The organism is Streptomyces sp. DH10, from assembly GCF_029813805.1.
Taxonomy (GTDB): Bacteria; Actinomycetota; Actinomycetes; order Streptomycetales; family Streptomycetaceae; genus Streptomyces; species Streptomyces coeruleofuscus.
Window position 1 is genome coordinate 497713 of record NZ_JARVKU010000003.1, and the last position, 21261, is coordinate 518973.

17 protein-coding genes are annotated in these 21261 nt (G+C 72.1%); 10 read left to right on the forward strand and 7 right to left on the reverse strand.

The window, feature by feature from the left end:
* Positions 1 to 71 precede the first annotated feature (71 nt).
* Positions 72 to 2660, reverse strand: a complete 2589-nt coding sequence (locus QC385_RS09225; RefSeq protein WP_279540748.1) for an FG-GAP-like repeat-containing protein — start codon at positions 2658 to 2660, stop codon at positions 72 to 74.
* Positions 2661 to 3060: 400 nt separating this feature from the next.
* On the opposite strand from QC385_RS09225, the gene QC385_RS09230 reads away from it, so the two are divergent.
* The 4 genes from QC385_RS09230 (at position 3061) to QC385_RS09245 (ending at position 7210) form a co-directional block, all read left to right on the forward strand.
* The gene (locus QC385_RS09230; RefSeq protein ID WP_150482658.1) at positions 3061 to 3678 is read left to right on the forward strand and encodes an RNA polymerase sigma factor; all 618 of its coding nucleotides are present in this window, start codon (positions 3061 to 3063) and stop codon (positions 3676 to 3678) included.
* A 216-nt stretch (positions 3679 to 3894) separates the two neighbouring features.
* Entirely contained in the window at positions 3895 to 4863 is a 969-nt protein-coding gene (locus QC385_RS09235; protein WP_279540749.1) for a hypothetical protein, read from the forward strand.
* Positions 4864 to 5462: 599 nt separating this feature from the next.
* Positions 5463 to 6137, forward strand: coding sequence for an RNA polymerase sigma factor (locus QC385_RS09240; RefSeq protein ID WP_279540750.1), 675 nt, complete (start codon positions 5463 to 5465; stop codon positions 6135 to 6137).
* Positions 6137 to 7210 (forward strand): hypothetical protein, encoded by a 1074-nt coding sequence (locus QC385_RS09245; protein ID WP_279540751.1) that lies wholly within the window; start codon positions 6137 to 6139, stop codon positions 7208 to 7210. The genes QC385_RS09240 and QC385_RS09245 overlap by 1 nt, the downstream gene beginning before the upstream one ends.
* Before the next feature lie 157 nt (positions 7211 to 7367).
* On the opposite strand, the gene QC385_RS09250 is transcribed toward QC385_RS09245, so the two are convergent.
* Positions 7368 to 8219 (reverse strand): L,D-transpeptidase family protein, encoded by an 852-nt coding sequence (locus tag QC385_RS09250; RefSeq protein ID WP_279540812.1) that lies wholly within the window; start codon positions 8217 to 8219, stop codon positions 7368 to 7370.
* A gap of 146 nt (positions 8220 to 8365) precedes the next feature.
* Here QC385_RS09250 and QC385_RS09255 point away from each other — a divergent pair, with 146 nt between their 5' ends.
* Positions 8366 to 9946, forward strand: a complete 1581-nt coding sequence (locus tag QC385_RS09255) for an acyl-CoA mutase large subunit family protein (RefSeq protein ID WP_279540752.1) — start codon at positions 8366 to 8368, stop codon at positions 9944 to 9946.
* A 33-nt stretch (positions 9947 to 9979) separates the two neighbouring features.
* Positions 9980 to 10627: a leucine efflux protein LeuE gene (leuE, locus tag QC385_RS09260; protein ID WP_279540753.1), complete on the forward strand. Its 648-nt coding sequence runs from the start codon at positions 9980 to 9982 to the stop codon at positions 10625 to 10627.
* A 15-nt stretch (positions 10628 to 10642) separates the two neighbouring features.
* On the opposite strand, the gene QC385_RS09265 is transcribed toward leuE, so the two are convergent.
* On the reverse strand, positions 10643 to 12040 hold the full coding sequence (locus tag QC385_RS09265; RefSeq protein WP_279540754.1) for an FAD-dependent oxidoreductase: 1398 nt from the start codon (positions 12038 to 12040) through the stop codon (positions 10643 to 10645).
* Between the two features lie 74 nt (positions 12041 to 12114).
* Between QC385_RS09265 and QC385_RS09270 the strand changes: the two genes are divergently transcribed.
* Entirely contained in the window at positions 12115 to 12765 is a 651-nt protein-coding gene (locus tag QC385_RS09270) for a TetR/AcrR family transcriptional regulator C-terminal domain-containing protein (protein ID WP_279540755.1), read from the forward strand.
* Positions 12766 to 12774: 9 nt separating this feature from the next.
* Here the strand turns inward: QC385_RS09270 and QC385_RS09275 are convergent, their stop codons facing one another.
* From QC385_RS09275 to QC385_RS09290, 4 genes are all read right to left on the reverse strand, one after another.
* Positions 12775 to 13701, reverse strand: a complete 927-nt coding sequence (locus QC385_RS09275; protein ID WP_279540756.1) for a class I SAM-dependent methyltransferase — start codon at positions 13699 to 13701, stop codon at positions 12775 to 12777.
* A gap of 63 nt (positions 13702 to 13764) precedes the next feature.
* Positions 13765 to 14919: an acyltransferase family protein gene (locus QC385_RS09280; protein WP_443032863.1), complete on the reverse strand. Its 1155-nt coding sequence runs from the start codon at positions 14917 to 14919 to the stop codon at positions 13765 to 13767.
* Positions 14920 to 15100: 181 nt separating this feature from the next.
* Positions 15101 to 16432: an alpha-2,8-polysialyltransferase family protein gene (locus QC385_RS09285; protein WP_279540757.1), complete on the reverse strand. Its 1332-nt coding sequence runs from the start codon at positions 16430 to 16432 to the stop codon at positions 15101 to 15103.
* On the reverse strand, positions 16432 to 17418 hold the full coding sequence (locus QC385_RS09290) for a glycosyltransferase family 2 protein (protein ID WP_059419255.1): 987 nt from the start codon (positions 17416 to 17418) through the stop codon (positions 16432 to 16434). Before QC385_RS09290 ends, QC385_RS09285 begins: the two co-directional genes overlap by 1 nt.
* A gap of 198 nt (positions 17419 to 17616) precedes the next feature.
* Here QC385_RS09290 and QC385_RS09295 point away from each other — a divergent pair, with 198 nt between their 5' ends.
* The 3 genes from QC385_RS09295 to QC385_RS09305 are packed head-to-tail and all read left to right on the forward strand — an operon-like array spanning position 17617 to position 21225.
* Positions 17617 to 18963, forward strand: a complete 1347-nt coding sequence (locus tag QC385_RS09295) for a DUF6716 putative glycosyltransferase (protein WP_279540758.1) — start codon at positions 17617 to 17619, stop codon at positions 18961 to 18963.
* A 44-nt stretch (positions 18964 to 19007) separates the two neighbouring features.
* The gene (locus QC385_RS09300) at positions 19008 to 20273 is read left to right on the forward strand and encodes an N-acylneuraminate cytidylyltransferase (protein ID WP_279540759.1); all 1266 of its coding nucleotides are present in this window, start codon (positions 19008 to 19010) and stop codon (positions 20271 to 20273) included.
* Between the two features lie 13 nt (positions 20274 to 20286).
* On the forward strand, positions 20287 to 21225 hold the full coding sequence (locus QC385_RS09305; protein ID WP_086848716.1) for an N-acetylneuraminate synthase family protein: 939 nt from the start codon (positions 20287 to 20289) through the stop codon (positions 21223 to 21225).
* The last annotated feature ends 36 nt before the right edge of the window (positions 21226 to 21261 follow it).

Consider the following 21261-nt stretch of genomic DNA (forward strand, 5'->3'; position numbering starts at 1 on the left):
GGGCCCGCCGGCAACGACAGGGGCCCCGCGCAGTGCGCGGGGCCCCTGTTCTCAGGTGGACTGACGACTTGTCACGGCGTCAGCGTCTGGCCCAGGCGGGCGTCCGTCGGGGTGCCCAGCGTGGACTTGCTGAAGACGACGGAGTCGGCGTAGCCGAGGCCGGTGCTGTTGCTCGGCAGGTACAGCAGGATGCCGTCCGTGCCGTCCTCGCCCGCCGCGCCGAACGTCAGGTCCGCCCGGCCGTAACCGGACAGGTCCGTCAGCGACACCGCCGAGCCGAAGGTGTCCTCGCTCTCGGAGACCCCGGGGACGCCGGAGGTGTCCTGCGAGATGCCGATCGAGCCGGATCCGGTGAGTCCCGAGGACGTGCCCTTCAGCAGGACGGCGTTGCCCGCGTTGACGCGGTTCACACCGTCGCGCGACCAGTCCTCGTTCGGGACGCCCACGAGTGCGTCCGCGTAGCCGTCGGCGTTGTAGTCGCCGGCCGAGACGGAACTGCCGAAGGAGTCGCCGGACTCGTTGCCGCCGGGCACGTACGCCGTGTCCTGGTGGACGACCTTCATGCCGGTCGTCGTGAATCCGGTGGAGGTGCCCAGGAGCATGGTGACCTGGCCGGCGCTGGATCCGCCCGACTCGGACGCGACCGGCTGGCCGATGACGATGTCGTCGTAGCCGTTGCCGTTGACGTCACCGGCCGCGAGGGAGCGACCGCCCTTGACGGAGATGACGCCCGCCTTGGCCAGACCGGTCGCCGAGCCCGCGAAGCGGACGACCCGGCCGATGCCGCCGGTGTCGCGGTAGTTGAGGGCGAGGTCCGCGTAGCCGTCCCGGTTGAAGTCGCCGGTCGCGGCGTCGAGGTAGGAGACGGCGCCCGTGGCCGTGGTGAGGGTGCCGTACTGAGTGGCGCCGCCGGTCAGCCGGGCGTTCCAGTTGCCGCCCTTGCCGGTGCCGGCGGAGAAGACGTCGGCCTTGCCGTCGCCGTTGAAGTCGCCGACGGCGACCGTGGAGCCGAGCCTGGCGCCCGTGGAGGTGACCCCTGACGTGGTGTAGGAGAAGCCGGAGTCGAGGGAGGGGCCGTACATCACCGTGACCGCGCCGCGGTCGGCGTGGCCGCTGGTGTCGTCCTCGCCGGGTGCGCCGATCGCGAGGTCGGCGTGGCCGTCGCCGTTGACGTCGCCCCACGCGGTGGACGTGCCGAAGCCGTCACCGGATTCGTGGGAGCCGGGGACGCCGGGGCTGCTCTGGCTGAGCGTCACCTTAACGGCGGTGACCGGGCCGTCGATCCCGCCCGGGACGACGGAGACGGTGCCGCCGCTCAGGGCCGGGGGCGTGCCCGCGACCAGGTCGGTGACGCCGTCCCGGTTGTAGTCGGAGGTGGCGAGGGCGTGCGAGATGCCCGGGGTCTTGGCGACCTGGGCGATCCGGGAGAGCTGGGAGTAGAGGTTCGCGCCGGGGCAGGCGGTGGCGTTGGTGTCCCGGTGGCCGAAGACCCGGGGCAGGGTGATCGAGGTGCCTTTGGCGACCTTGTTGCCGTCCTGGCCGGCCGCGCTGCCGGAGGTGAGCGTCACCTTGCCCGCCGGGTCGATGCCGTACATCCCGAACTTCCAGGCCACCAGCCGGGAGATGGCGTCGAGCGCGGCTCGGCTCGGCCGGGCCTTCTCGAAGTTGCCGATGTACGAGATGCCGACGGTGTCGGTGTTGAAGCCGACGTCGTGGGCCCCGGTGACCGGCAGGTCCATGCCGCCGCTGCGGCCCTCGAAGATCTGGCCGCACTTGTCGACGAGGAAGTTGTAGCCGAGGTCGTAGTAGCCGCGCGCGAAGTGCTCCTGCTGGATGGAACGCAGCCGGGCGCGGGACTGGGCGCAGGACAGGGTGTTGTCGCTGTCCATGCCGGTGTGGTGGACGACGGCGGCCTTGATCTCGGTGCCGTAGGCCGGAGTGCCGTCGTAGTCCGTGGAAGCTCCCCACTCGGCCTGCGTGATGATCGGCGGCGCGACGACCGTGGAGGGGCGGGGCGCGGGGACCGTGGGGGTCGGGGAGGGGGAGGCCGTCGGGGACGGGGAGGCGGGCGCCGACGGGGACGCCGTGTCGCCGGGGGTGCCGGTCGGCGAGGCCGTCTCGGTGGGAGTGGCCGTCTCGGTCGGCGTGGCCGTGTCCGTCGGGGAATCGGTGGGCACCGGCGGCTCCGCGGTCGGGGAGGCGGTCTCCTCGGCGTAGGCCGCGGGCCGCATGCCGCCCTTCGGGTCGGTGCCCGGGTCGAGGAGCTTCACGTCCATGCCGGCGGGCTGGCCGCCCGCCTCCGTGCCGTCCGCGTTCACGACGCGTACCTCGACGCCGTCCGCGTCGCCGGTCCAGAGGGACTCGGTGCCACCGCGCAGCGCGGCCCGCTCGCCCTCCGCGCCGTCGGCCTGGCCCGGTTCGGCCGACAGCTTCTGCCAGCCGGACCAGCGCCCGCTCTGAAGATCCCGGGTCCGCACCTCCGCCGTGCCCCGTACCAGAGCGTCGGGGTCGTCCCAGGTCACGAGCACCGCGCTGAACCGGTCGGTGTCCTGCTTGGCTAGGCCCTTGCGCCCCAAGCCCTTGTCCTTGAGCTTCACGGTGTGGACGGCCGGTTTGCGGCTCTGGGACCCACCGTCGGCACCACCGGGCGGATCGGCCATCGCATAAGTGACGATCCCTGCTCCGCTCAGGACGACGGCACCGACGGTCAGCCACACCCGTCTCTTCAGACCGAGCGGTTTGTACGCACGCGTGCTGCGAGGACTCAACTACCCCACCCCTAGAACTGGACACATTGGCAACTGCTGTCACACAGGTGCCACTTACGCAGCGCACATCTGTGGCCAAACATCACTCGGCTGTGCCGCTGCCGTAGTTCGAAGGACCCGGGGAAACCCGCCTGCTGTGACACTTCTCCGGAGCCCGGCGCTGATGATCGTGGAGGGCGTGGCACGGACGCGTTCCCCGCGGTGCGGGCGCACTGGGCAGGGCATGCCGGGCATCCGGGATGTCCCGGCCGGAGTGCACCCGTCGCGAACCCGGTACGGACGAGGACGGTTTTTGGGCCAGCGAGGGGAGCCCCGGCGCGAGCAGCCGCGCGACGGGGAACTGGGCGCGGCCGTCGCGCGGGCCCAGGACGGTGACGAGGCGGCCTTCGCGGTCGCCTACCGGATCGTGCAGCCCGGACTGCTCGGTTATCTGCGCGGCCTGGTCGGGGAGGACGCGGAGGACGTGGCATCCGACGCCTGGCTGGAGATCGCCCGGGACCTGGGGCGGTTCAAGGGCGACGGGGCCGGGTTCCGCGGCTGGACGGCGACCATCGCCCGGCACCGGGCGCTGGATCATCTGCGCCGCCAGCGCGTACGGCCGAGGTCGTCCGCGCTGGAGCAGGACGTCCTGGACCTGCCCGGGCCGCACAGCACGCACGACCAGGCGCTGGAGGCCATGTCCACCGAGCAGGCCCTGCGGCTGGTCAGGGGCCTGCCGCAGGACCAGGCCGAGGCCGTGCTGCTCCGCGTCGTGGTGGGGCTGGACGGGCCGGCCGCCGCCCGCGTGCTCGGCAAGCGGCCGGGTGCCGTGCGGACGGCCGCGTACCGGGGCCTGAAGCGCCTCGCCACCCGGCTGGGCGCCGAAGGTGTGACGGATGAGGCTCCCCGGACGCTGGGGGAGTCGAAATGAAGGATGACGGCGGGTCGGGCGGAACCTCCGGGTCCGGTGCCCTGAACAGGGCGGACGAGCGGGACGTATGGATCGGAACCGGAACGCCGGGCCGGTCGGCCGGACCGGTCGGGTCGTACGGGTCATACGGGCCGTACGGGCAGTACAGGTCATACGGGTCGTACGGACCCGGCGGGCATCGCGGGACGTGTGGATCGAGCAGGGACGGAACAGAACATGGGTGAACATCAGAGCGACGGCGGGTTCCCGGGCCGCCGGCGTGTGCACCCTGGGGGTTCCGCGTACGGCCACCGGGCGGCGCGGGACGCCGACGGCCGGCTGCCCGGCCACCGCGGGACGGCCGGCCTCGACAGCCTCGGCTCCCGTCGCGTCCTGGACGAAGCCGAGCTGGAGGCGCTGCTCGTGGCCGCCCTCATCCGGGACCGGATCGACGCCGAGGCCGAGCAGCGGGCCGTGGCCGCCTTCCTGGCCGCCCGGGACGCCGGCGCCCACCGGGCCCGCAGCCGCCGCCGGGACGACTGGCGCCCCAGGGAGCGCCGGCATCCGGGACGTTCGCTGAAGACCACGCTCTCCGTGCTGCTCGCCAGTCTCACGCTGGGCGGGGTCGCGGTCGCGGCGATCGGCTCGGTGGGATCCACGGACGGCGCCGACGACCGCGGTCGTTCGCCCGTCCCCACGCGTGCCCCCGGCACCTCGGCGGGCGAGCCCACCGGCACGTCGCCCGGTTCCGCGACCGGTTCCGCGTCCGCGCGCCCGGACCGCCCCGCCCCCGCCCGGGACACCGAGGCCCGCTGCCGCGCCTACGAGCAGGTCGACGGCCGGGGCAAGGCCATGGAGGCGACGGCCTGGAAGCGCCTCGTCGAGGCGGCGGGCGGTGAGAGGAACGTCACCGCGTACTGCGCCGAGCAACTGGCCCGGGCGGAGGCGAAGCCCGGCAGCACCGCGAAACCGGAGCAGAGCGCGGAAGCTCCCGGCTCCACCGGCGCCGGCGACCGCTCGGGCACGTCGGGCAACGCGGACAACGGCGCAGGCAACGCGGACAACGGCGCAGGCAACGCGGACACCGGCACGGGCAACGCGGACAGCGGCTCGGGTGCCGCGCGCAGCGGCGGGGACGGCGCCGCCGACGGTGCCCCGTCCGGGGACCAGGGCAGGCCCGCCCAGCCCGATGACCGCCGTCCGTAGCGGAATTCGCCAACAGGAGCCGGAGCGTCACGAGTCGGCGCCCGGCGGCACCGCTCAGGCCTGCCCGACGCGAACACTTCGCCGTACGGGCACGTGAGCGGCTACAGCGTGTCCCGTCTCATCTGTCATCCGCCGCAGCGCTGCGCCGCTGATGCCGGTGTGAGACAGCACTCATCGGACCGCACCATGGACCAGTGCGGGAAGTGCCGCTTCGAAGGCGCCCACAGGCTGACGGTGGGCAGCCCGGGCGATGCGCGGAGACGGCCGAGGCCGCCACCCCCCACAGGAGAGGCCCCGGCCGTCGCGCGGTACGGGCCGCGCGGCGGCCCGTACTACCTACAGCGCCCGGGCTGCGTTTTCTGTCACACCCCACCGTGTCACGGCTTAGTTGCATCCTGGACGGACATGGACGGGGAGTGGTTTCAGGTCGTAACGTGCCTTTCGCGCCAGCGCGGGGGCACCAAGACCACCGCAACAACCTGCGGTCTTGTGACCGCAACGAGCTGCGGTCCTGTTACCGCAACCATCAATCGAGGAACCACGACGGCGAGAACCCGGTCCGCGCAAGCGGCGAGGGCTCAGGCGCAGAAGGGCGCGCGGTGCTGGGGGACGACGCGGAGCTGACCGCCGCGGTACGAGCGGCACAGGACGGAGACGAGACCGCTTTCCGGACTGTGTACCGGACCGTGCATCCGCGGCTGCTCGGGTACGTACGGACGCTGGTCGGCGACCCCGACGCCGAGGACGTGACGTCCGAGGCCTGGTTGCAGATCGCCCGGGACCTGGAGCGGTTCGCCGGTGACGCGGACCGCTTCCGCGGCTGGGCCGCCCGTATCGCCCGCAACCGCGCGCTGGACCACATACGCATGCGCGGGCGCCGCCCCGCGATCGGCGGCGACGAGACGGAACTGACCGGCCGGGCCGCCGAGTCCGACACCGCCGACGAGGCCATCGAGGCACTCGCCACCGACGGCACGTTCTCCCTGATATCCCGGCTGCCGCAGGACCAGGCCGAGGCGGTCGTGCTGCGCGTGGTCGTGGGGCTCGACGCGAAGACCGCCGCGGAGACCCTGGGCAAGCGTCCGGGCGCCGTCCGTACGGCGGCCCACCGGGGCCTGAAGCGGCTCGCCGAACTGCTCGGCGACGACCCGGAGGCCGATCCGGAATCGGCCGGGGTGCTCGACGCTCTGCCGCCGCAGCGAGAACCGCGCGGCGGTGCCATGGCGTCCGCACGTGTGACGCAAAGCGTCGCGCGGACGCAGAAGGATGTGTGATGGCCGACGAGCAGTACTGGTGGCTGGACCGTGAAACGGCGGAGCGTTTGCTGAGCGGAGAGCCACTCGAAGCTGTCGACGGTGCCGCGCCGGACGAGGCCGAACGGCTCGCCGCAGCGCTCCGCGCGCTCTCCGCCTCACCCCTGCTGACCAGCGAGGAACTCCCCGGTGAGGCCGCGGCGATGGCCGCCTTCCGCAAGGCGCGCGCGGAACGCGCCGACACCGGAGCGGCCCCCGCGGCCGGCGGCGCACAGGCTCGCGGCGAAGTCGCCGACGCCGGGCTGGTCCGGATCGCGACCCCGCGCGGCAGCGGCTCCGGCGACGTCCGGCGGCCGCGCCGGGCTCGCCCCGCGCGCCTCGCCCTGGCCGCCGTGCTGGCCGTGGGCATGGCCGGCGGTGCCGCCGTCGCGGCCGGAACCGGAGCCCTGAAGGCACCGTTCGGCAACGACGACCCCCACCCCGGCTCCTCGGTCTCGGCCGCCGCCACTCCGCACGAGCGCCCGCTGGTGTCGCCCTCGCCGAGCGACGCCGGGCAGGGCGGTGCCACGCCCGACGACACCCCGAGCGGCGGCTCGACGGGCGGCACCGATGACCCCGGACGGGACGCGGCGGGCGACGACCCTGCTCAGAAACCCGGCTCCGGCGACGGGGGAGACCACCCCGGCGACAGCCGCGGGAAGATCGCTTCCGCCTGCCGCGACCTCCGCGACGGAAAGCGGCTGGACGCCGACCGCAGGCGCGCCCTGCGGGACGCGGCGGGCGGCTCCCGGGTCTGGAAGTACTGCAAGGGCGTGCTGTCCGGGTCCGGCGGCCGCTCGGGAGAGCGGCACGACGAGGACACGGACCGGCGCCACCGCGAGGACCGGTCCGGAAAGCAGGACCGGAAGCGGGACGAGGACGGGAAGAAGGCCGAGCGGAAGGCCGGGAAGCACGCCGACAAGCGGGCCGGCAAGCGCGTCGGCCGGCAGGACGGCGACACCGCCGCCGCGGACCGCGGCCGGTCCACGAGGTCTCTCGCACCCCTGCGACCTGCGGTTTCGTACTCCGTGAAAATCTCCTCGCCGAGGGTGTGACGTTTTCGGCCGCCCCGGCGCAGTAATGAGTGAGCCGACTGGTCATCGGCCGTCGCACAGAGCCGGGGTTCCCCCCGTACCTACGGCTCGTGCACCTGAGCGCGGGCGGGACACGTTCCCCCGGTCCCGCCCGCGCCCCAACTCCCTTTCCGCGTCCTCACCAGGACACGACGACCTTGTCGCCGTCGCGGACCTGCGCGTACAGCTCCGCGATCGCCCCCTCGTCCCGTACGTTGACGCAGCCGTGCGAGCCCCCCGCGTAGCCCCGGGCCGCGAAGTCGGGCGAGTAGTGCACGGCCTGGCCGCCGCTGAAGAACATCGCGTAGGGCATGGGCGAGTCGTAGAGCGTCGACACGTGGTCGCGGGACTTCCAGTAGACGGAGAACACACCCTCCCGGGTCGGTGTGCCCTTCGAGCCGAAGCGGACCGCCATCGTCGACACGGTCCGGCCGTCGATCATCCAGCGCAGCGTCCTGCTGGTCTTGTCGATGCACAGCACCCGCCCGGTCGTGCAGCGCGGGTCCGGCGGATCGGCCGGCTGGCCGCCCATCAGGTACAGGTCCCAGGTGCCCGGCTCGCGGGTCATGCCCCGCAGCCGCTGCCAGGTGACGGTGTCGGTCCGTCCGGTGCGCGGCAGCCCCCGTTTGCCCTGGAAGCCGCTGACCGCCCGCTCCGTCGACTCGTCGTACGTCCCGGTCGGCCCGTCGAAGAGCCACGCGACCTGCCGCAGCCGGGCCTGGAGCTCGCGGACGTCCCGGCCGGTGTCGCCGCGGGACCACAGCACGCGGGACGGGGCGGGTGCGGCGCCCGGCTTGTCGTCGCCGGGCGGGGCGGGATCGGTGCTCGGTCCGCCGTCGTCGTCGGGGGTGGGGTCCGGGGACGGGGTGTCGCCGGGTAACTCGATGTGCACCGGTGAGCGGCGCTTCCCGTCGCCGTCGGGAGCCTGCACGGTACAGCCGGCCAGCACGGCCGCCCCGGCGACTGCCACTGCGATCGCTGCTCTCCCCATGCCCGTGGTACGCACACGGCCCTCCGTCGTCTCACCGGTGTGCCCGGATGTCACCTGAGATGTTCCCCCGGGGTGACCCTTCGCGAACCAGGGGGCATGGTGGTGAGCGAGGTCCCTACAGTCCGTCCTGCTGGAGGCATCAGACCATGGCGCGCGAGTCGGAGTCCGGACTGCCCATCGAACCGGTCTACGGGCCGGACGACCTGCGCGGCTGGGACCCGGCACGGAAGCTGGGGGAGCCGGGGGCGTATCCCTTCACCCGTGGCGTGTACCCGACCATGTACACCGGCCGGCCCTGGACGATGCGCCAGTACGCGGGCTTCGGCACGGCCACCGAGTCCAACGCCCGCTACCGGCAGCTGATCGCCCACGGCACGACGGGCCTGTCGGTCGCCTTCGACCTGCCCACCCAGATGGGCCACGACTCCGACGCCCCGCTCGCGCACGGCGAGGTCGGCAGGGTGGGCGTCGCCGTCGACTCGATCGACGACATGCGGGCGCTGTTCGGCGGCATCCCGCTGGACCAGGTCTCGACGTCGATGACGATCAACGCCCCCGCGGCCCTGCTGCTGCTCCTCTACCAGCTGCTCGCGGAGGAGCAGGGCGTCGATGCCGGCCGGCTCACCGGCACGGTCCAGAACGACGTCCTGAAGGAGTACATCGCGCGCGGGACGTACATCTTCCCGCCGAAGCCCTCGCTGCGCCTGATCGCCGACATCTTCAAGTACTGCCAGACCGAGATCCCGAAGTGGAACACCATCTCGATCTCCGGCTACCACATGGCCGAGGCGGGCGCGAGCCCGGTGCAGGAGATCGCCTTCACCCTCGCCAACGCCATCGAGTACGTCCGCACGGCGGTCGCGGCCGGCATGGACGTCGACGACTTCGCGCCCCGCCTGTCCTTCTTCTTCGTCGCCCGTACGACGCTCCTGGAGGAGGTCGCCAAGTTCCGTGCCGCGCGCCGGATCTGGGCGCGGGTGATGAAGGAGGAGTTCGGTGCGGAGAACCCCAAGTCGCTGATGCTGCGCTTCCACACGCAGACGGCGGGCGTCCAGCTGACGGCCCAGCAGCCGGAGGTGAACCTGGTCCGCGTCTCGGTCCAGGCCCTTGCGGCGGTCCTGGGCGGCACCCAGTCCCTGCACACCAACTCCTTCGACGAGGCGATCGCGCTGCCCACGGACAAGTCCGCGCGCCTGGCCCTGCGTACCCAGCAGGTCCTCGCCCACGAGACGGACGTGACGGCGACCGTCGACCCCTTCGCGGGCTCCTACGTCGTCGAGCGGATGACGGACGACGTGGAGGCCGCGGCCGTCGAGCTGATGGCCAAGGTCGAGGAGCTGGGCGGTGCGGTGGAAGCCATCGAGCGCGGGTTCCAGAAGAACGAGATCGAGCGCAGCGCCTACCGCATCGCCCAGCAGACCGACTCCGGCGAGCGGGTCGTCGTCGGCGTCAACCGCTTCCAGCTCGACGAGGAGGAGCCGTACGAGCCCCTGCGGGTGGATCCGGCGATCGAGGCCCAGCAGGCGGAACGCCTCGCGAGGCTCCGCGCCGAGCGCGACCAGCCGGCGGTCGACGCCGCCCTGGCCGCCCTGAAGAAGGCCGCCGAGGGCGAGGACAACGTCCTGTACCCGATGAAGGACGCGCTGCGGGCCCGTGCCACGGTCGGCGAGGTGTGCAACGCCCTGCGGGAGGTGTGGGGGACGTACGTCCCGAGCGACGCGTTCTGATCCTCCCGCCGCGCCCGTGCGACACTCCCTTCCATGTTCGGTGTCATCGACCTGCCCACCTACCTGGCGGGCCTCGTCCTGATCGTTCTGCTGCCCGGTCCCAACTCCCTGTACGTCCTGTCCGTCGCCGCCCGGCGCGGTGTGCGTGCCGGGTACACCGCCGCGACCGGGGTGTGGTGCGGGGACACCGTGCTGATGACGCTGTCGGCGGCCGGGGTCGCGTCCCTGTTGCAGGCCAACGCCGTGCTGTTCGGAATCGTGAAGTACGTGGGGGCCGGCTATCTGGCGTGGCTTGCCGTGGGCATGCTGCGGGCCGCCTGGGGCATGTGGCGGACGCGTGCGGAGCGGCCCGCCGGTGCGGAGGCTTCCGCGCCCGCCGGGGAGCGCCCCTTCCGCCGTGCCTTCGTGGTCAGTCTGCTGAACCCCAAGGCGATCCTCTTCTTCGTCGCCTTCTTCGTGCAGTTCGTCGACCCCGGGTACGCCCATCCCGCCCTGTCCTTCGTCGTCCTCGGAGCCTTCGCCCAGCTCGCCAGCGTGCTCTACCTCAGCGCGCTGATATTCGGCGGCACCAGGCTGGCCGCCGCCTTCCGCCGCCGGAGGCGTCTGTCGGCGGGGGCGACCTCGGCGGCGGGCGCGCTGTTCCTCGGGTTCGCGGTGAAGTTGTCCCTCGCGAGCGCGTGACCAGGGGGTGTCCGGCTAGAGTCCGGCGCGCCCCAGGTACTGCCGCAGTCCGTCGCCCGTTTCGCCCGCCCAGCCCACGTAGCCGTCCGGCCGCACCAGGAACAGGCCCTTTCCGTACCACTCCTGCTCCGCCCCGCCGACCCCGTGCACCGGCTCCGGCAGCTCCGGCGCCTCCGTGCCCACCGCCACCAGCGTCCAGTGCGGTCCCCGGAAGGCGTCGAAGAGCCGTACGCCGTCCAGCTCGCCGTCCGGTGCGCGGTCGCCGGCCCGGAGGCCGCCCGGGGCGGTACGCGTCTCTTGCGTGAGTGACGACTCCCGGTATCCCAGCCCCAGTTGGCGGGTCGCCGCGCCGCGCCGCGTCTGTCCGCGGTGGACGCTCGTCGACAGGCCGAGCATGTCCGAGGCGATCGGCCGCCGTTCCTCCTCGTAGGTGCCGAGGAGCGACGCCGGCGCACCGCCCGTCAGCACCGCGCCCAGCTTCCATCCCAGGTTGTAGGCGTCCTGGACGCTGGTGTTGAGGCCCTGGCCGCCGGCCGGGGAGTGCACGTGCGCCGCGTCGCCGGCGAGGAAGACCCGCCCGGAGCGGAAGCGGTCCGCCAGGGCCGCCCGGGGGCGGAAGTCCGAGGCCCAGCGCACCTCGGTCACGGCCTCCGGCGCGAGGTGCGAGCGGGCGGCGACGACCTTCCGTATGCCCTCCGGGGAGGCGTCCGGTGCCGTCCCGTCCGGGAACTGCGCCATCAGCTGGAAATCCTCCGTGCCCGGCAGCGGGCAGATCACGAGGAAGCCGTCGCCGTCCCCGAGCGGCGGGAAGATGTGCCAGTTGTCCCGGTCCAGGCCGTTGATCCGCACGTCCGCCACCAGCGTCGGGTGCGGGTCGACGGTCTCGCCCGTCATGCCGATGCCGAGCAGCCGGCGCACCGTCGAGCGGCCGCCGTCCGCCGCGACGGCGTACCGGGCGGTGACGGCCTCCCCGGAGGCGAACTCGGCGCGGACCCCGTCCGCGTCCTGCGTCAGCCCGACGACCTCCCGGCCGAAGGCCACCTTCCCTCCCAGCTCCTCGAGCCGTGCCCGCAGGATCTGCTGCGTGCGCCATTGCGGCACCATCCACGGCCCGGTGTAGGGCGAGTCCTCGCTCGCCTCGGCCGGGTCGAACATCCGGTGCTCGCCCGCCCGCCTGCCGTCCTGCCAGATCATCCCCACCGGGTAGGGGCCGCCCGCCGCGTGGATCGCGTCGAGTACGCCCAGGTCGTCGAAGACCTCCATCGTGCGCGGCTGGATGCCCTTGCCGCGCGAACCGGGGAACAGCGCCCCGGCCCGCTCGACCACCACCGCGGCCACCCCGCGCCGGGCGAGATCGATGCCGAGTGCCAGACCGGTCGGGCCCGCCCCCACCACCAGTACGTCCGTGTCCATGAGACACCCTCTCCTTAACGTTGTTAAGTGCTGCCCTGCCCGAGGGTTGCCTTAACGGTGTTAAGTTGTCAAGCGTGAGTACCGAACGACGCGAGCCCCTGGACCGCCGACGGGTCGCGGACACCGCGCTGCGGCTGCTGAACGAGGTGGGCCTCGACGGCCTGACCCTGCGCGCCATCGCCCGGGAACTGGACGTGAAGGCGCCCGCCCTCTACTGGCACTTCAAGGACAAGCAGGCGCTGCTCGACGAGATGGCGACGCAGATGTACCGCCGGATGGTCGCCGGGGCCCCGCTCGACCCCGCCGACACCTGGCGGGAACGGCTGCTGAAGGCCAACCGGGGGCTGCGTGCCGCCCTGCTGGGCTACCGGGACGGCGCCAAGGTGTTCAGCGGTTCACGCTTCACCGGCATCGAGCACGCCGGGCAGATGGAGGACAACCTGCGCCTGCTGACGGCGGCCGGCTTCACTCTCGCCCAGGCGGTCCGGGCGCTCACCACGGCGTATCTGTACACGCTGGGCTTCGTCACCGAGGAACAGGGCGTCCAGCCGCTGCCGGGCGAGCGGCGCGAGGGCTACGACATGGACGAACGCGCCCGCCTGTTGGCCGACTTTCCCTTGTCGGCCCAGGCGGGCGCGGAGATCTTCGAGGACTACGACGGGCACTTCGAGGAGGGACTCGCCCTCGTGATCGAGGGGATCGGGGTGCGGTACGGGGTCTCATGACACCCCGGGTCAGGACCGCTTCGCGCGTGCCCGCCGTACGGCCCGGGTGACCACGGGGGGCAGCAGGTCCTTGGCGAGCCGGCGGGCCCGGGAGGGGGCGGGCCGGGCCGGGCGTGCCGCGCGGGACTCGGCGACAGGCGCCACCGGGGCGCCGGGCGGCGCCGGCACCGGTGCCACGTAGTGCCGGGAGGGCGGGAAAGCCGGCGGCTTCATGCCCCTGGACCGGGTGCGGATCAGCCGGTGCCCGGCCGCCTCCTGCACGCTCAGCCCGACGTCCGTGCGCTGCCGCAGCATGTCGAGCAGCTCCTCCTGGACCGGCTCCGGGTCGCCCCAGGTGCCGTACAGCTTCTGCGTGCTGAGGCAGACCGGGTTCAGGCCGCGGTTGAGGACGGCCTCCCAGGCGGCGACCGAGACACCCGGCGTGTGCTCGGAACGGAAGTCGTCGAGGACCACGATGCCCTCGGGCATCAGGATGTCGTGGGCGGCGCCGATGTCGCCGTACACGTGCTCGTACAGGTGCGAGGCGTCGACGTGGACGAAGCGGCAGGTGTCCGGGGCCACCTTCTCGGACACCACCGAGCTGGGGGCCGCGATCACCGTCGGCAGCGTGTCGTGGAAGGACAGGTAGTTCCGCTCGAAGGCCTGCTGGGTGAGCGAGGCGTACGACTTCGTGGACTCCGCCTTGTTGGCCTCGTCCGGGGCGTCGCCCTCGAACAGGTCGCAGACGGTGAACTGCTCGCCGTCCTGGAGGTGGTGGCCGAGGAGGATCGCGCTCTTGCCCATGTAGACGCCGAGTTCCAGCAGGTCTCCGCGCATCCCCTGCTTCTGCTGCCGCTCCAGGAACCAGGTGAACAGCATCTGGTCCAGCGGCGGGAACCAGCCCGGGACGTCGGCGAGTTCGCCGGGGTACGTGTCGGTCACTTGTGCGTTGGTCATGAGACGAGCCTTCTCCCTGAGCGGTGCCGAAACCGACGGCTGGTTGAACGTCCCGTGAACAGCTCAGCGGGCCTTGGCCAGCAGGGCCCTCAGTCGTGGTGTCAGCGGCTTCTCCACATACTGGTTCAGCAACCACGCCAGCAGCAGCATTGAGGCCACCGTCAGCGAGAATGTCGCCGCGGACGGCAGACCCAGGCCGCGGTGCAGGGCGTGGATCACCACCCAGCCGAGATGCTCGTGGACGAGGTAGAACGGATAGGTCAGCGCCCCCGCCACCGTCAGCCAGCGCCAGTTGGCCCAGCGCAGCCAGCCCAGGGCGATCGCCGCGACCGCGACGAAGCCGAAGGTGACGACGAGCATGATGCCGACCGAGGAGCGGTACGAGAAGCCGCCCGCGTCGGGCGCGTGCCACAGGCTCTGCACCGCGAAGTGCTGACCGATCAGCCAGCTCACCGCGACGATGCCCCACCCGTAGGCGTCCCGCCGGTCGAGGTGGACGAGGTAGAGGCCGACACCGCCGATGAAGAACGGGGCGTACTCCGGCATCACGACGATGTCGAGCAGCGGCATGTTCGCGTTCTGCGCGATCACCGTCGCCAGCGTCCAGCCGGCGCAGAACATGATCACCCGGCGGCGGTTCGCCCCGGGGAGCACGACGCACAGCGCGAACAGGGCGTAGAAGCGGACCTCCGCCCACAGCGTCCAGCACACCCCGAGCACCCGGTCCACGCCCAGCGGCATCTGAAGCATGGTCAGGTTCACCAGCACGTCGCTCGGCGAGACCGCCTTGTAGGCCACCATGGGCAGCGCGAACACCGCCGTCACGAGCACGACCGCCACCCAGTAGGCGGGCAGCAGCCGGGAGGCGCGGGATGCGAAGAACGACTTCAGCGGCCGGCCCCAGCCGCTCATGCAGATCACGAACCCGCTGATCACGAAGAAGACCTGGACGCCGAGGCAGCCGTAGGCGAAGTACTCGTGCAGCGTCGGGAACTGCTCCTTGGGCGAGCTGCCCCAGGCCTCGGAGACCTCACCGTCGCGCCCGCCGTAGTGGTACGCCGCCACCATCAGCGCGGCCACCAGCCGCAGCCCGTCCAGGGCGCGCAGCCGGCCGCCGGAGTCCTTCCGGCGCGGTGGGGCGGTCGCGGCGCCCGTTGGTTCGACCAGCACGGTGACTTCGGGCCGGGGCTTGGGGGTGCTGACGACCGTCTCGGTCACGCTGAAAACCTCTGTAGTAGCTCGTATGTCCTTCACCTGAGCCGCCAGGGGCGGGCAGGGCGCCGATGTCACCCTAGGGCGGAGGTTGACGCTAAAACGTTCGACGGAGTCAGCCTTCGCCTGCCGGTCCCCATGGGTTCATCTGGATGTCGCCGAGCCCGGCCGCCGGACGGGACCCGCCTCAGCGGCGCACCGCCTTGCGCAGCGCCCGCGCCCGCCGGACCACCCTGCGTGCCGTGGAATTGCGGGGCAGGAACGCCAGCCGCTGCGGAATACCGCCGGGCAGCCCGAGCGAGGTGAGACGGCGCTTCTTGAAGTAACGCCGGGTGCGCGGACCGAGATGCCGGGACAGGAACCGCTCCGCCCGCGGGCGCAGGTCCGGATAGATCTGCGGCTGCATGGTGAACCCGACCGCGGTCACCAGGTCGGACAGCAGCTCCGCCGGCAGCAGGTCGCCGTCCTCGCCGCCGTCCAGGTCGGGCAGCAGCGCGTCCGCCAGGGTGGTGGGGATCCGGTTGCTGTTCTGGTACGGCGTCAGCCGCTCCAGCAGCAGCTCGGTGCCGATGCGCGCGACCGGCAGCTCGTAGAACACCGAGGCCGTGAACAGCGCCGTGGAGAAGCAGCCGATGACGAGCGCGGGCCGGGTCCGGTCGAACAGCACCTCGGCGAGCACGGGCGTGTCCAGCACGGTGAGGTCCACGCCCAGCTTCTCGGCCTCGGTCTCCAAGGCGCGGCTGTAGCGGGCCGGTGCGGTCGGGTGCGGCTTGAAGACGACCGTGCGGTGGCCGCGGGCGACCGCGCCCCGCATCATCCGCACGTGCAGGTCCTCTTCCTCCTCCGGGGAGAGGATGTTGAGCGCCGACAGGTACTGGCCGAGCAGCAGCGCCGCGTCGCCGGGCAGGTCGGGCAGCTCGGGCACGGTCTCCGTGACCTCGCCCAGCACCTTGAGGAACGCGGGCGACGGCACCAGGCGCGCCGGGACCTCGAACTCGGTCAGCAGCATCGGAGTGAGCCCCGGCACCAGGTCGAGGTGCAGCAGCCGCCGCACGCGCGTGCCGACCAGCGGGTCGAGCTTGTTGCGCGTGGGACCGTAGCTCATCAGCCCGTCGGCGTAGACGTCGATGGGGGCGTCGGTGAACAACTGCGCCACCGTGAGCGCGGGCGCGACCTGGATGGACTCCAGCACCAGGCTCACCCGGTCGTCGCCGAGACCCCACAGCATCCGCAGATAGCGCTCGAACAGCGGGATGTCGTCGGAGCGCGGCGTCCACGCCCCGGGGTGGAACGGGCGGATGGCCTCGTTCCAGGACAGCACGTCGTCGAAGTGCTCGCGCAGCGGCGCGAAGCCCGGCATCTCGTCGAGGGCCGGGGTGGTCTCCGGGTTCGCGGAGTTGTTGAAGACCAGCAGCACCCGGCGGTCCGGCTCCTCGAAGAGGTCGGAGTCGATCGCGGCGGCCAGGGTGGCGACGCCGTACAGCGTCGAGGCGCAGAAGATCTGTGTGGTCCCGGGCATCAGGCGGCCGCTCCCGCCGGCGTGACCCTGCGCCGCAGCCGCCGCAGCTTGGACGAGCGGTCCATGTCCATGGCCTCCAGTGCGTCACCGAGCGCGTCCTGCGGCATGCGCTTGATGGCCGCCGCGCTCATCGACCGCAGCTGCCTCGCCACGGCCGGTTCGAACCTGTCTTCGTTGGAAAGGTGGTGCGCGATGATCGCGCAGTACGTCCGTACGGCCTTCGGCAGCAGCCGGTCGGCCTCACGGTCGGCGGCCGTCTCCTCGATCACCTGGTCGAAGGCGCGGATGAAGTCGAGCTGGCGGACATCGCCGATCTGGGTCAGGGACGAGGCCACCCCGCGCCGGTAGAACACGCCCAGCAGGCTCACCACGGCGAACGACTCCGCCTCGCGGTGCAGCTTCCAGATCCACGGCCGGTCCTCGGCCGTGCGCAGCCCGTCGGTGAAGTGGAGCACGCCCCTGTCGAGGAGGCGGCGGTGGTAGGCGCCGGCCCAGGCGTAGGCGTAGTCCACCGAGGTCGAGCGGTGGGAGGGGAGGATCGCCTCCCGCGGGTCGAACGCCTCCCAGCGCCGGCCGACCGGCACCCGGGAGACGGAACGGGCGCGCGCGGTGGCCTGCACATGGTCGGTGCGGATGAAGTCGCAGCCCAACTCGTCCAGGGCGGACACCAGTTCGGCGAGATAGCCGGGGGCCAGCCAGTCGTCGCCGTCAAGGAACGTCAGGTACTCGCCCTGCGCGGCGTCCAGGCCGGTGTTGCGGGCGGTGGCGAGCCCCCCGTTCTTCTCGTGTCGGATGTAACGCACCTGCGCGACATCCGAAAGGTCCTCGGCCGCCCGTTCGAGAATGGCCGGCGTTTCGTCCTTCGAATGGTCGTCGACCAGGATGAACTCGAAATCACGGTCGGCGTTCAACCGAAGGCTTCTGAGGGTGTCCGGGGCGTATTGCTGCACGTTGTAGAACGGCACGATCACGGAAAGCTTAGGCACCCGCAAAACGTTAGGAGGCCGTCCGGCTCGGCAACTTTCCGGTGCACATACACTGGGTGAACTCAATGTGTCAGAACGGTGCACCCCGTGTACTTCCCGGTTCGCCACGGGCCAGTTCGGCTTCCGGTGGGGTGTTGTTAACTTTTCGTTGAGTCGTGGTTCCGCCATACCTAGGAATTGCTTCCTAGCGTCTTCAACGTGCCAGCAAGTACACCGAACCGCCCGCGAATCGCCGTCCTCGCGGACTCCGACACCCGCTGGAAATGGGGTGCGCTCACCGCGCACCGCATCGCCCCGGGACAGTCCATGGAAACCGCACCGCGCGAGGCCGCGCAAGTGGGCCCCGCCCTCGACGGATTCCTGCTGCGCGGCCGGGCCACGCCCACGCCGCGCCAGCTGGAGGAAGTGGGCGTGCGCGCCGACTCGCTGCGGGAGGTCACCGCCGTCGAGTTCCTGCGCACCATGGCCGAGGAGTCCTACGACGTCCTCGTCCTCGCCCTCGTGGGCGGCGGTGTGCAGGCGATGCTGCACGGCCTGGCGCGCGTCTGGCAGAACCGGACCTCACGGCCCGTCGTCGTCACCGGCTACGTCGGTGTCGTCTACGAGAAGCTCGCCGACGGCCTGCTGCTGCGGCACGGCGCGGACCTGGTCCTCGCCAACTCCCGGCAGGACGCGGACCGTTTCCGGGCCGTCTACGAAGGGGTGGGCGCCGACGCCTCGTCGGTGACCGAGGTGGCCCTGCCGTTCCTCGGCGGTGCGCCGTACGAAGGTGAGCGCGACCCATACACGGTCGTCTTCGCCGCCCAGCCCTCCGTGCCGGAGAGCCGCAAGGACCGTACGTACCTGCTGAACCGGCTGGTGCAGCACGCCCGCAGGCACCCCGAGCGCGAGGTGCTGCTGAAGCTGCGGTCCCGGCCGGGCGAACACACCACCCACATCGAGGAGTTGCCGTACCAGAAGCTGGTGCAGCGCCTCGATCCGCCCGCCAACTTCCGCCTGGTCTACGGGAACATGGGCGAGGTCCTCGACCGCACCGACCTGCTCGTGACGGTCAGCTCCACGGCCGCCCTGGAGTCGCTGCACCGCCGCATCCCGACCGTCGTGCTGACCGACCTGGGCGTGCGCGAGGCCCTCGGCAACCACCACTTCGTGGGCTCCGGCTGCCTCGCCTCCTGGGACCAGCTCGACGCCGGGCACCGGCCGGCGCCCGACGAGGAGTGGGTCGCCCGGCAGGGCGTCGTGGCCGACGGCTCCTACGAGTCAGCCTTCGACGCGGCCCGCGAACGCATCGCCAAGCTGCTCGACCGGCCCGGCGGCCTGCCGCCGCTGGCCCCGTACTACACACCCGTCACCGCGCCCGGCTATCTGCCCGGGATCCTCGCCCGCCACCACCTCGGCCCGGACGGCACCCCGCTGCCCGGCGCGCCGGCCGCCGACCGGGAGCCCGGACCGGTCCGGCAGATCGTGCGCCGGGCGGCGCGCGGCGCCTACCGGCACGGCGTGCAGCGCGTGGCGCCCGTCATCCGGCGGATGGGGGAGCTGTGAGCCGCCCCGAGCCCTCCGCCCAAGGAGCCCAAGGAGTACACCCCATGTCCCACCCGGAAGCGGGCCGAGGCGCCTCGGTGCGCCGCGTGCTCGCGGTGATCCCCGCGCGCGGCGGCTCCAAGGGCGTCCCCGCGAAGAACCTCCTCCCCGTCGGCGGTGTCCCGCTGGTGGCGCGGGCGGTGCGCGAGTGCCGCGCCGCCCGGCTCGTCACGGACGTCGTGGTCTCCACCGACGACCAGGCCATCGCGGCCGCCGCCCGTCAGGCCGGCGCCGAGGTCGTCCTGCGGCCCGCCGCCATCGCCGGCGACACGGCCACCTCCGAGGCCGCCGTCCTGCACGCCATGGACGCGCACGAGGCCCTGCACGGCTCGGTGGTGGACGTCGTACTGCTGGTGCAGTGCACCAGCCCGTTCATCACCCGCGAGGACGTGGACGGCGTCGCCGCCGCCATCGTCGAGAACGGCGCCGACACGGCCCTCACCGTGGCCCCGTTCCACGGCTTCGTCTGGCGCGACGCCGAGGACGAGGTCGCCGCCGGCACCGTCGCGGAGGCCGACGCGGCCACGGGCGGCGGCTACGGCGTCAACCACGACAAGTCCTTCCGCCCCCGCCGCCAGGACCGCCCCCAGGACCTGCTGGAGACCGGCGCCGCCTACGCGATGGAGGCGGCCGGCTTCCGCAAGCACCAGCACCGCTTCTTCGGCCGGACCGAACTGGTCCGCACCGACGCCGCGCGCGTGCTGGAGGTCGACGACCCGCACGACCTCGCCCGCGCCCGGGCCCTCGCTCCGCTCTTCGACGCGGACCGGCCCGGCGCGCTCCCGACCGCCGACGACATCGACGCGGTCGTCCTCGACTTCGACGGCACCCAGACCGACGACAGGGTGCTGATCGACGCCGATGGGCGGGAGTTCGTCTCCGTGCACCGCGGAGACGGCCTCGGCATCGGGGCCCTGCGCAACTCGGGCCTGAAGATGCTGATCCTGTCCACGGAACAGAACCCTGTGGTCGCCGCCCGGGCCCGGAAGCTCAAGCTCCCGGTGCTGCACGGCATCGACCGCAAGGACCTCGCGCTGAAGCAGTGGTGCGAGGAGCAGGGCATCGCGCCGGAGCGCGTGCTCTACGTCGGCAACGACGTCAATGACCTCCCGTGCTTCGCCCTCGTGGGCTGGCCCGTGGCGGTCGCGAGCGCCCACGACGTCGTGCGCGGCGCCGCACGCGCGGTCACCACCGTCCCCGGTGGCGACGGCGCGATCCGAGAGATCGCCAGCTGGATCCTCGGCCCCTCTCTCGATTCCCTCACCAAGTAAGGACATCTCTGCCATGAGCACCAACTCCCGTATCCGCCGCTTCGGTTCGCGCGAGGTCGGCCCGGGCCGTCCGGTCTACGTCTGCGGTGAGATCGGCATCAACCACAACGGCGAGCTCGAGAACGCCTTCAAGCTGATCGACGCCGCCGCCGAGGCCGGCTGCGACGCGGTCAAGTTCCAGAAGCGCACCCCCGAGATCTGCACCCCGCGCGACCAGTGGGACATCGAGCGCGACACCCCCTGGGGCCGGATGACCTACATCGACTACCGCCACCGCGTGGAGTTCGGCGAGGACGAGTACCGCGCGATCGACGACTACTGCAAGTCGAAGAACATCGACTGGTTCGCCTCCCCGTGGGACACCGAGGCCGTCGCCTTCCTGGAGAAGTTCGACGTCCCCGCCCACAAGGTCGCCTCCGCCTCCCTCACGGACGACGAGCTGCTGCGCGCCCTGCGTGGCACGGGCCGCGCGGTGATCCTCTCCACCGGCATGTCGACGCCGAAGCAGATCCGCCACGCGGTCGAGGTCCTCGGCTCCGACAACATCCTGATGTGCCACGCCACGTCGACCTACCCGGCGAAGGCCGAGGAGCTCAACCTCCGTGTGATCAACACGCTGGAGAAGGAGTTCCCGAACGTCCCGATCGGCTACTCCGGCCACGAGACCGGCCTCCAGACCACGCTGGCCGCGGTCGCCCTGGGCGCCACCTTCGTCGAGCGTCACATCACCCTCGACCGCGCCATGTGGGGCTCGGACCAGGCCGCCTCCGTGGAGCCGCAGGGCCTCACCCGCCTCGTCCGCGACATCCGCACCATCGAGGCCTCCCTCGGCGACGGCGTCAAGAAGGTCTACGAGTCCGAGCTGGCCCCGATGAAGAAGCTGCGCCGCGTCGCCGGTGTGGTCGCCGAGGCGGAGATCGCCGACGCCGCGGGCGAGCCGGTCGGCGTCTGACCCACACCCCCACCACCCCCTTACGACGGGACGGTC

What these genes read in the sequence shown, in the direction of transcription:
- QC385_RS09225 (WP_279540748.1), bottom strand. Translation starts at nt 2,660, where the DNA reads ATGGCCGATCCGCCCGGTGGTGCCGACGGTGGGTCCCAGAGCCGCAAA.
- QC385_RS09235 (WP_279540749.1), top strand. Translation starts at nt 3,895, where the DNA reads ATGGGTGAACATCAGAGCGACGGCGGGTTCCCGGGCCGCCGGCGTGTG.
- QC385_RS09245 (WP_279540751.1), top strand. Translation starts at nt 6,137, where the DNA reads ATGGCCGACGAGCAGTACTGGTGGCTGGACCGTGAAACGGCGGAGCGT.
- QC385_RS09250 (WP_279540812.1), bottom strand. Translation starts at nt 8,219, where the DNA reads ATGGGGAGAGCAGCGATCGCAGTGGCAGTCGCCGGGGCGGCCGTGCTG.
- QC385_RS09255 (WP_279540752.1), top strand. Translation starts at nt 8,366, where the DNA reads ATGGCGCGCGAGTCGGAGTCCGGACTGCCCATCGAACCGGTCTACGGG.
- leuE (WP_279540753.1), top strand. Translation starts at nt 9,980, where the DNA reads ATGTTCGGTGTCATCGACCTGCCCACCTACCTGGCGGGCCTCGTCCTG.
- QC385_RS09265 (WP_279540754.1), bottom strand. Translation starts at nt 12,040, where the DNA reads ATGGACACGGACGTACTGGTGGTGGGGGCGGGCCCGACCGGTCTGGCA.
- QC385_RS09275 (WP_279540756.1), bottom strand. Translation starts at nt 13,701, where the DNA reads ATGACCAACGCACAAGTGACCGACACGTACCCCGGCGAACTCGCCGAC.
- QC385_RS09285 (WP_279540757.1), bottom strand. Translation starts at nt 16,432, where the DNA reads ATGCCCGGGACCACACAGATCTTCTGCGCCTCGACGCTGTACGGCGTC.
- QC385_RS09300 (WP_279540759.1), top strand. Translation starts at nt 19,008, where the DNA reads ATGTCCCACCCGGAAGCGGGCCGAGGCGCCTCGGTGCGCCGCGTGCTC.
- QC385_RS09305 (WP_086848716.1), top strand. Translation starts at nt 20,287, where the DNA reads ATGAGCACCAACTCCCGTATCCGCCGCTTCGGTTCGCGCGAGGTCGGC.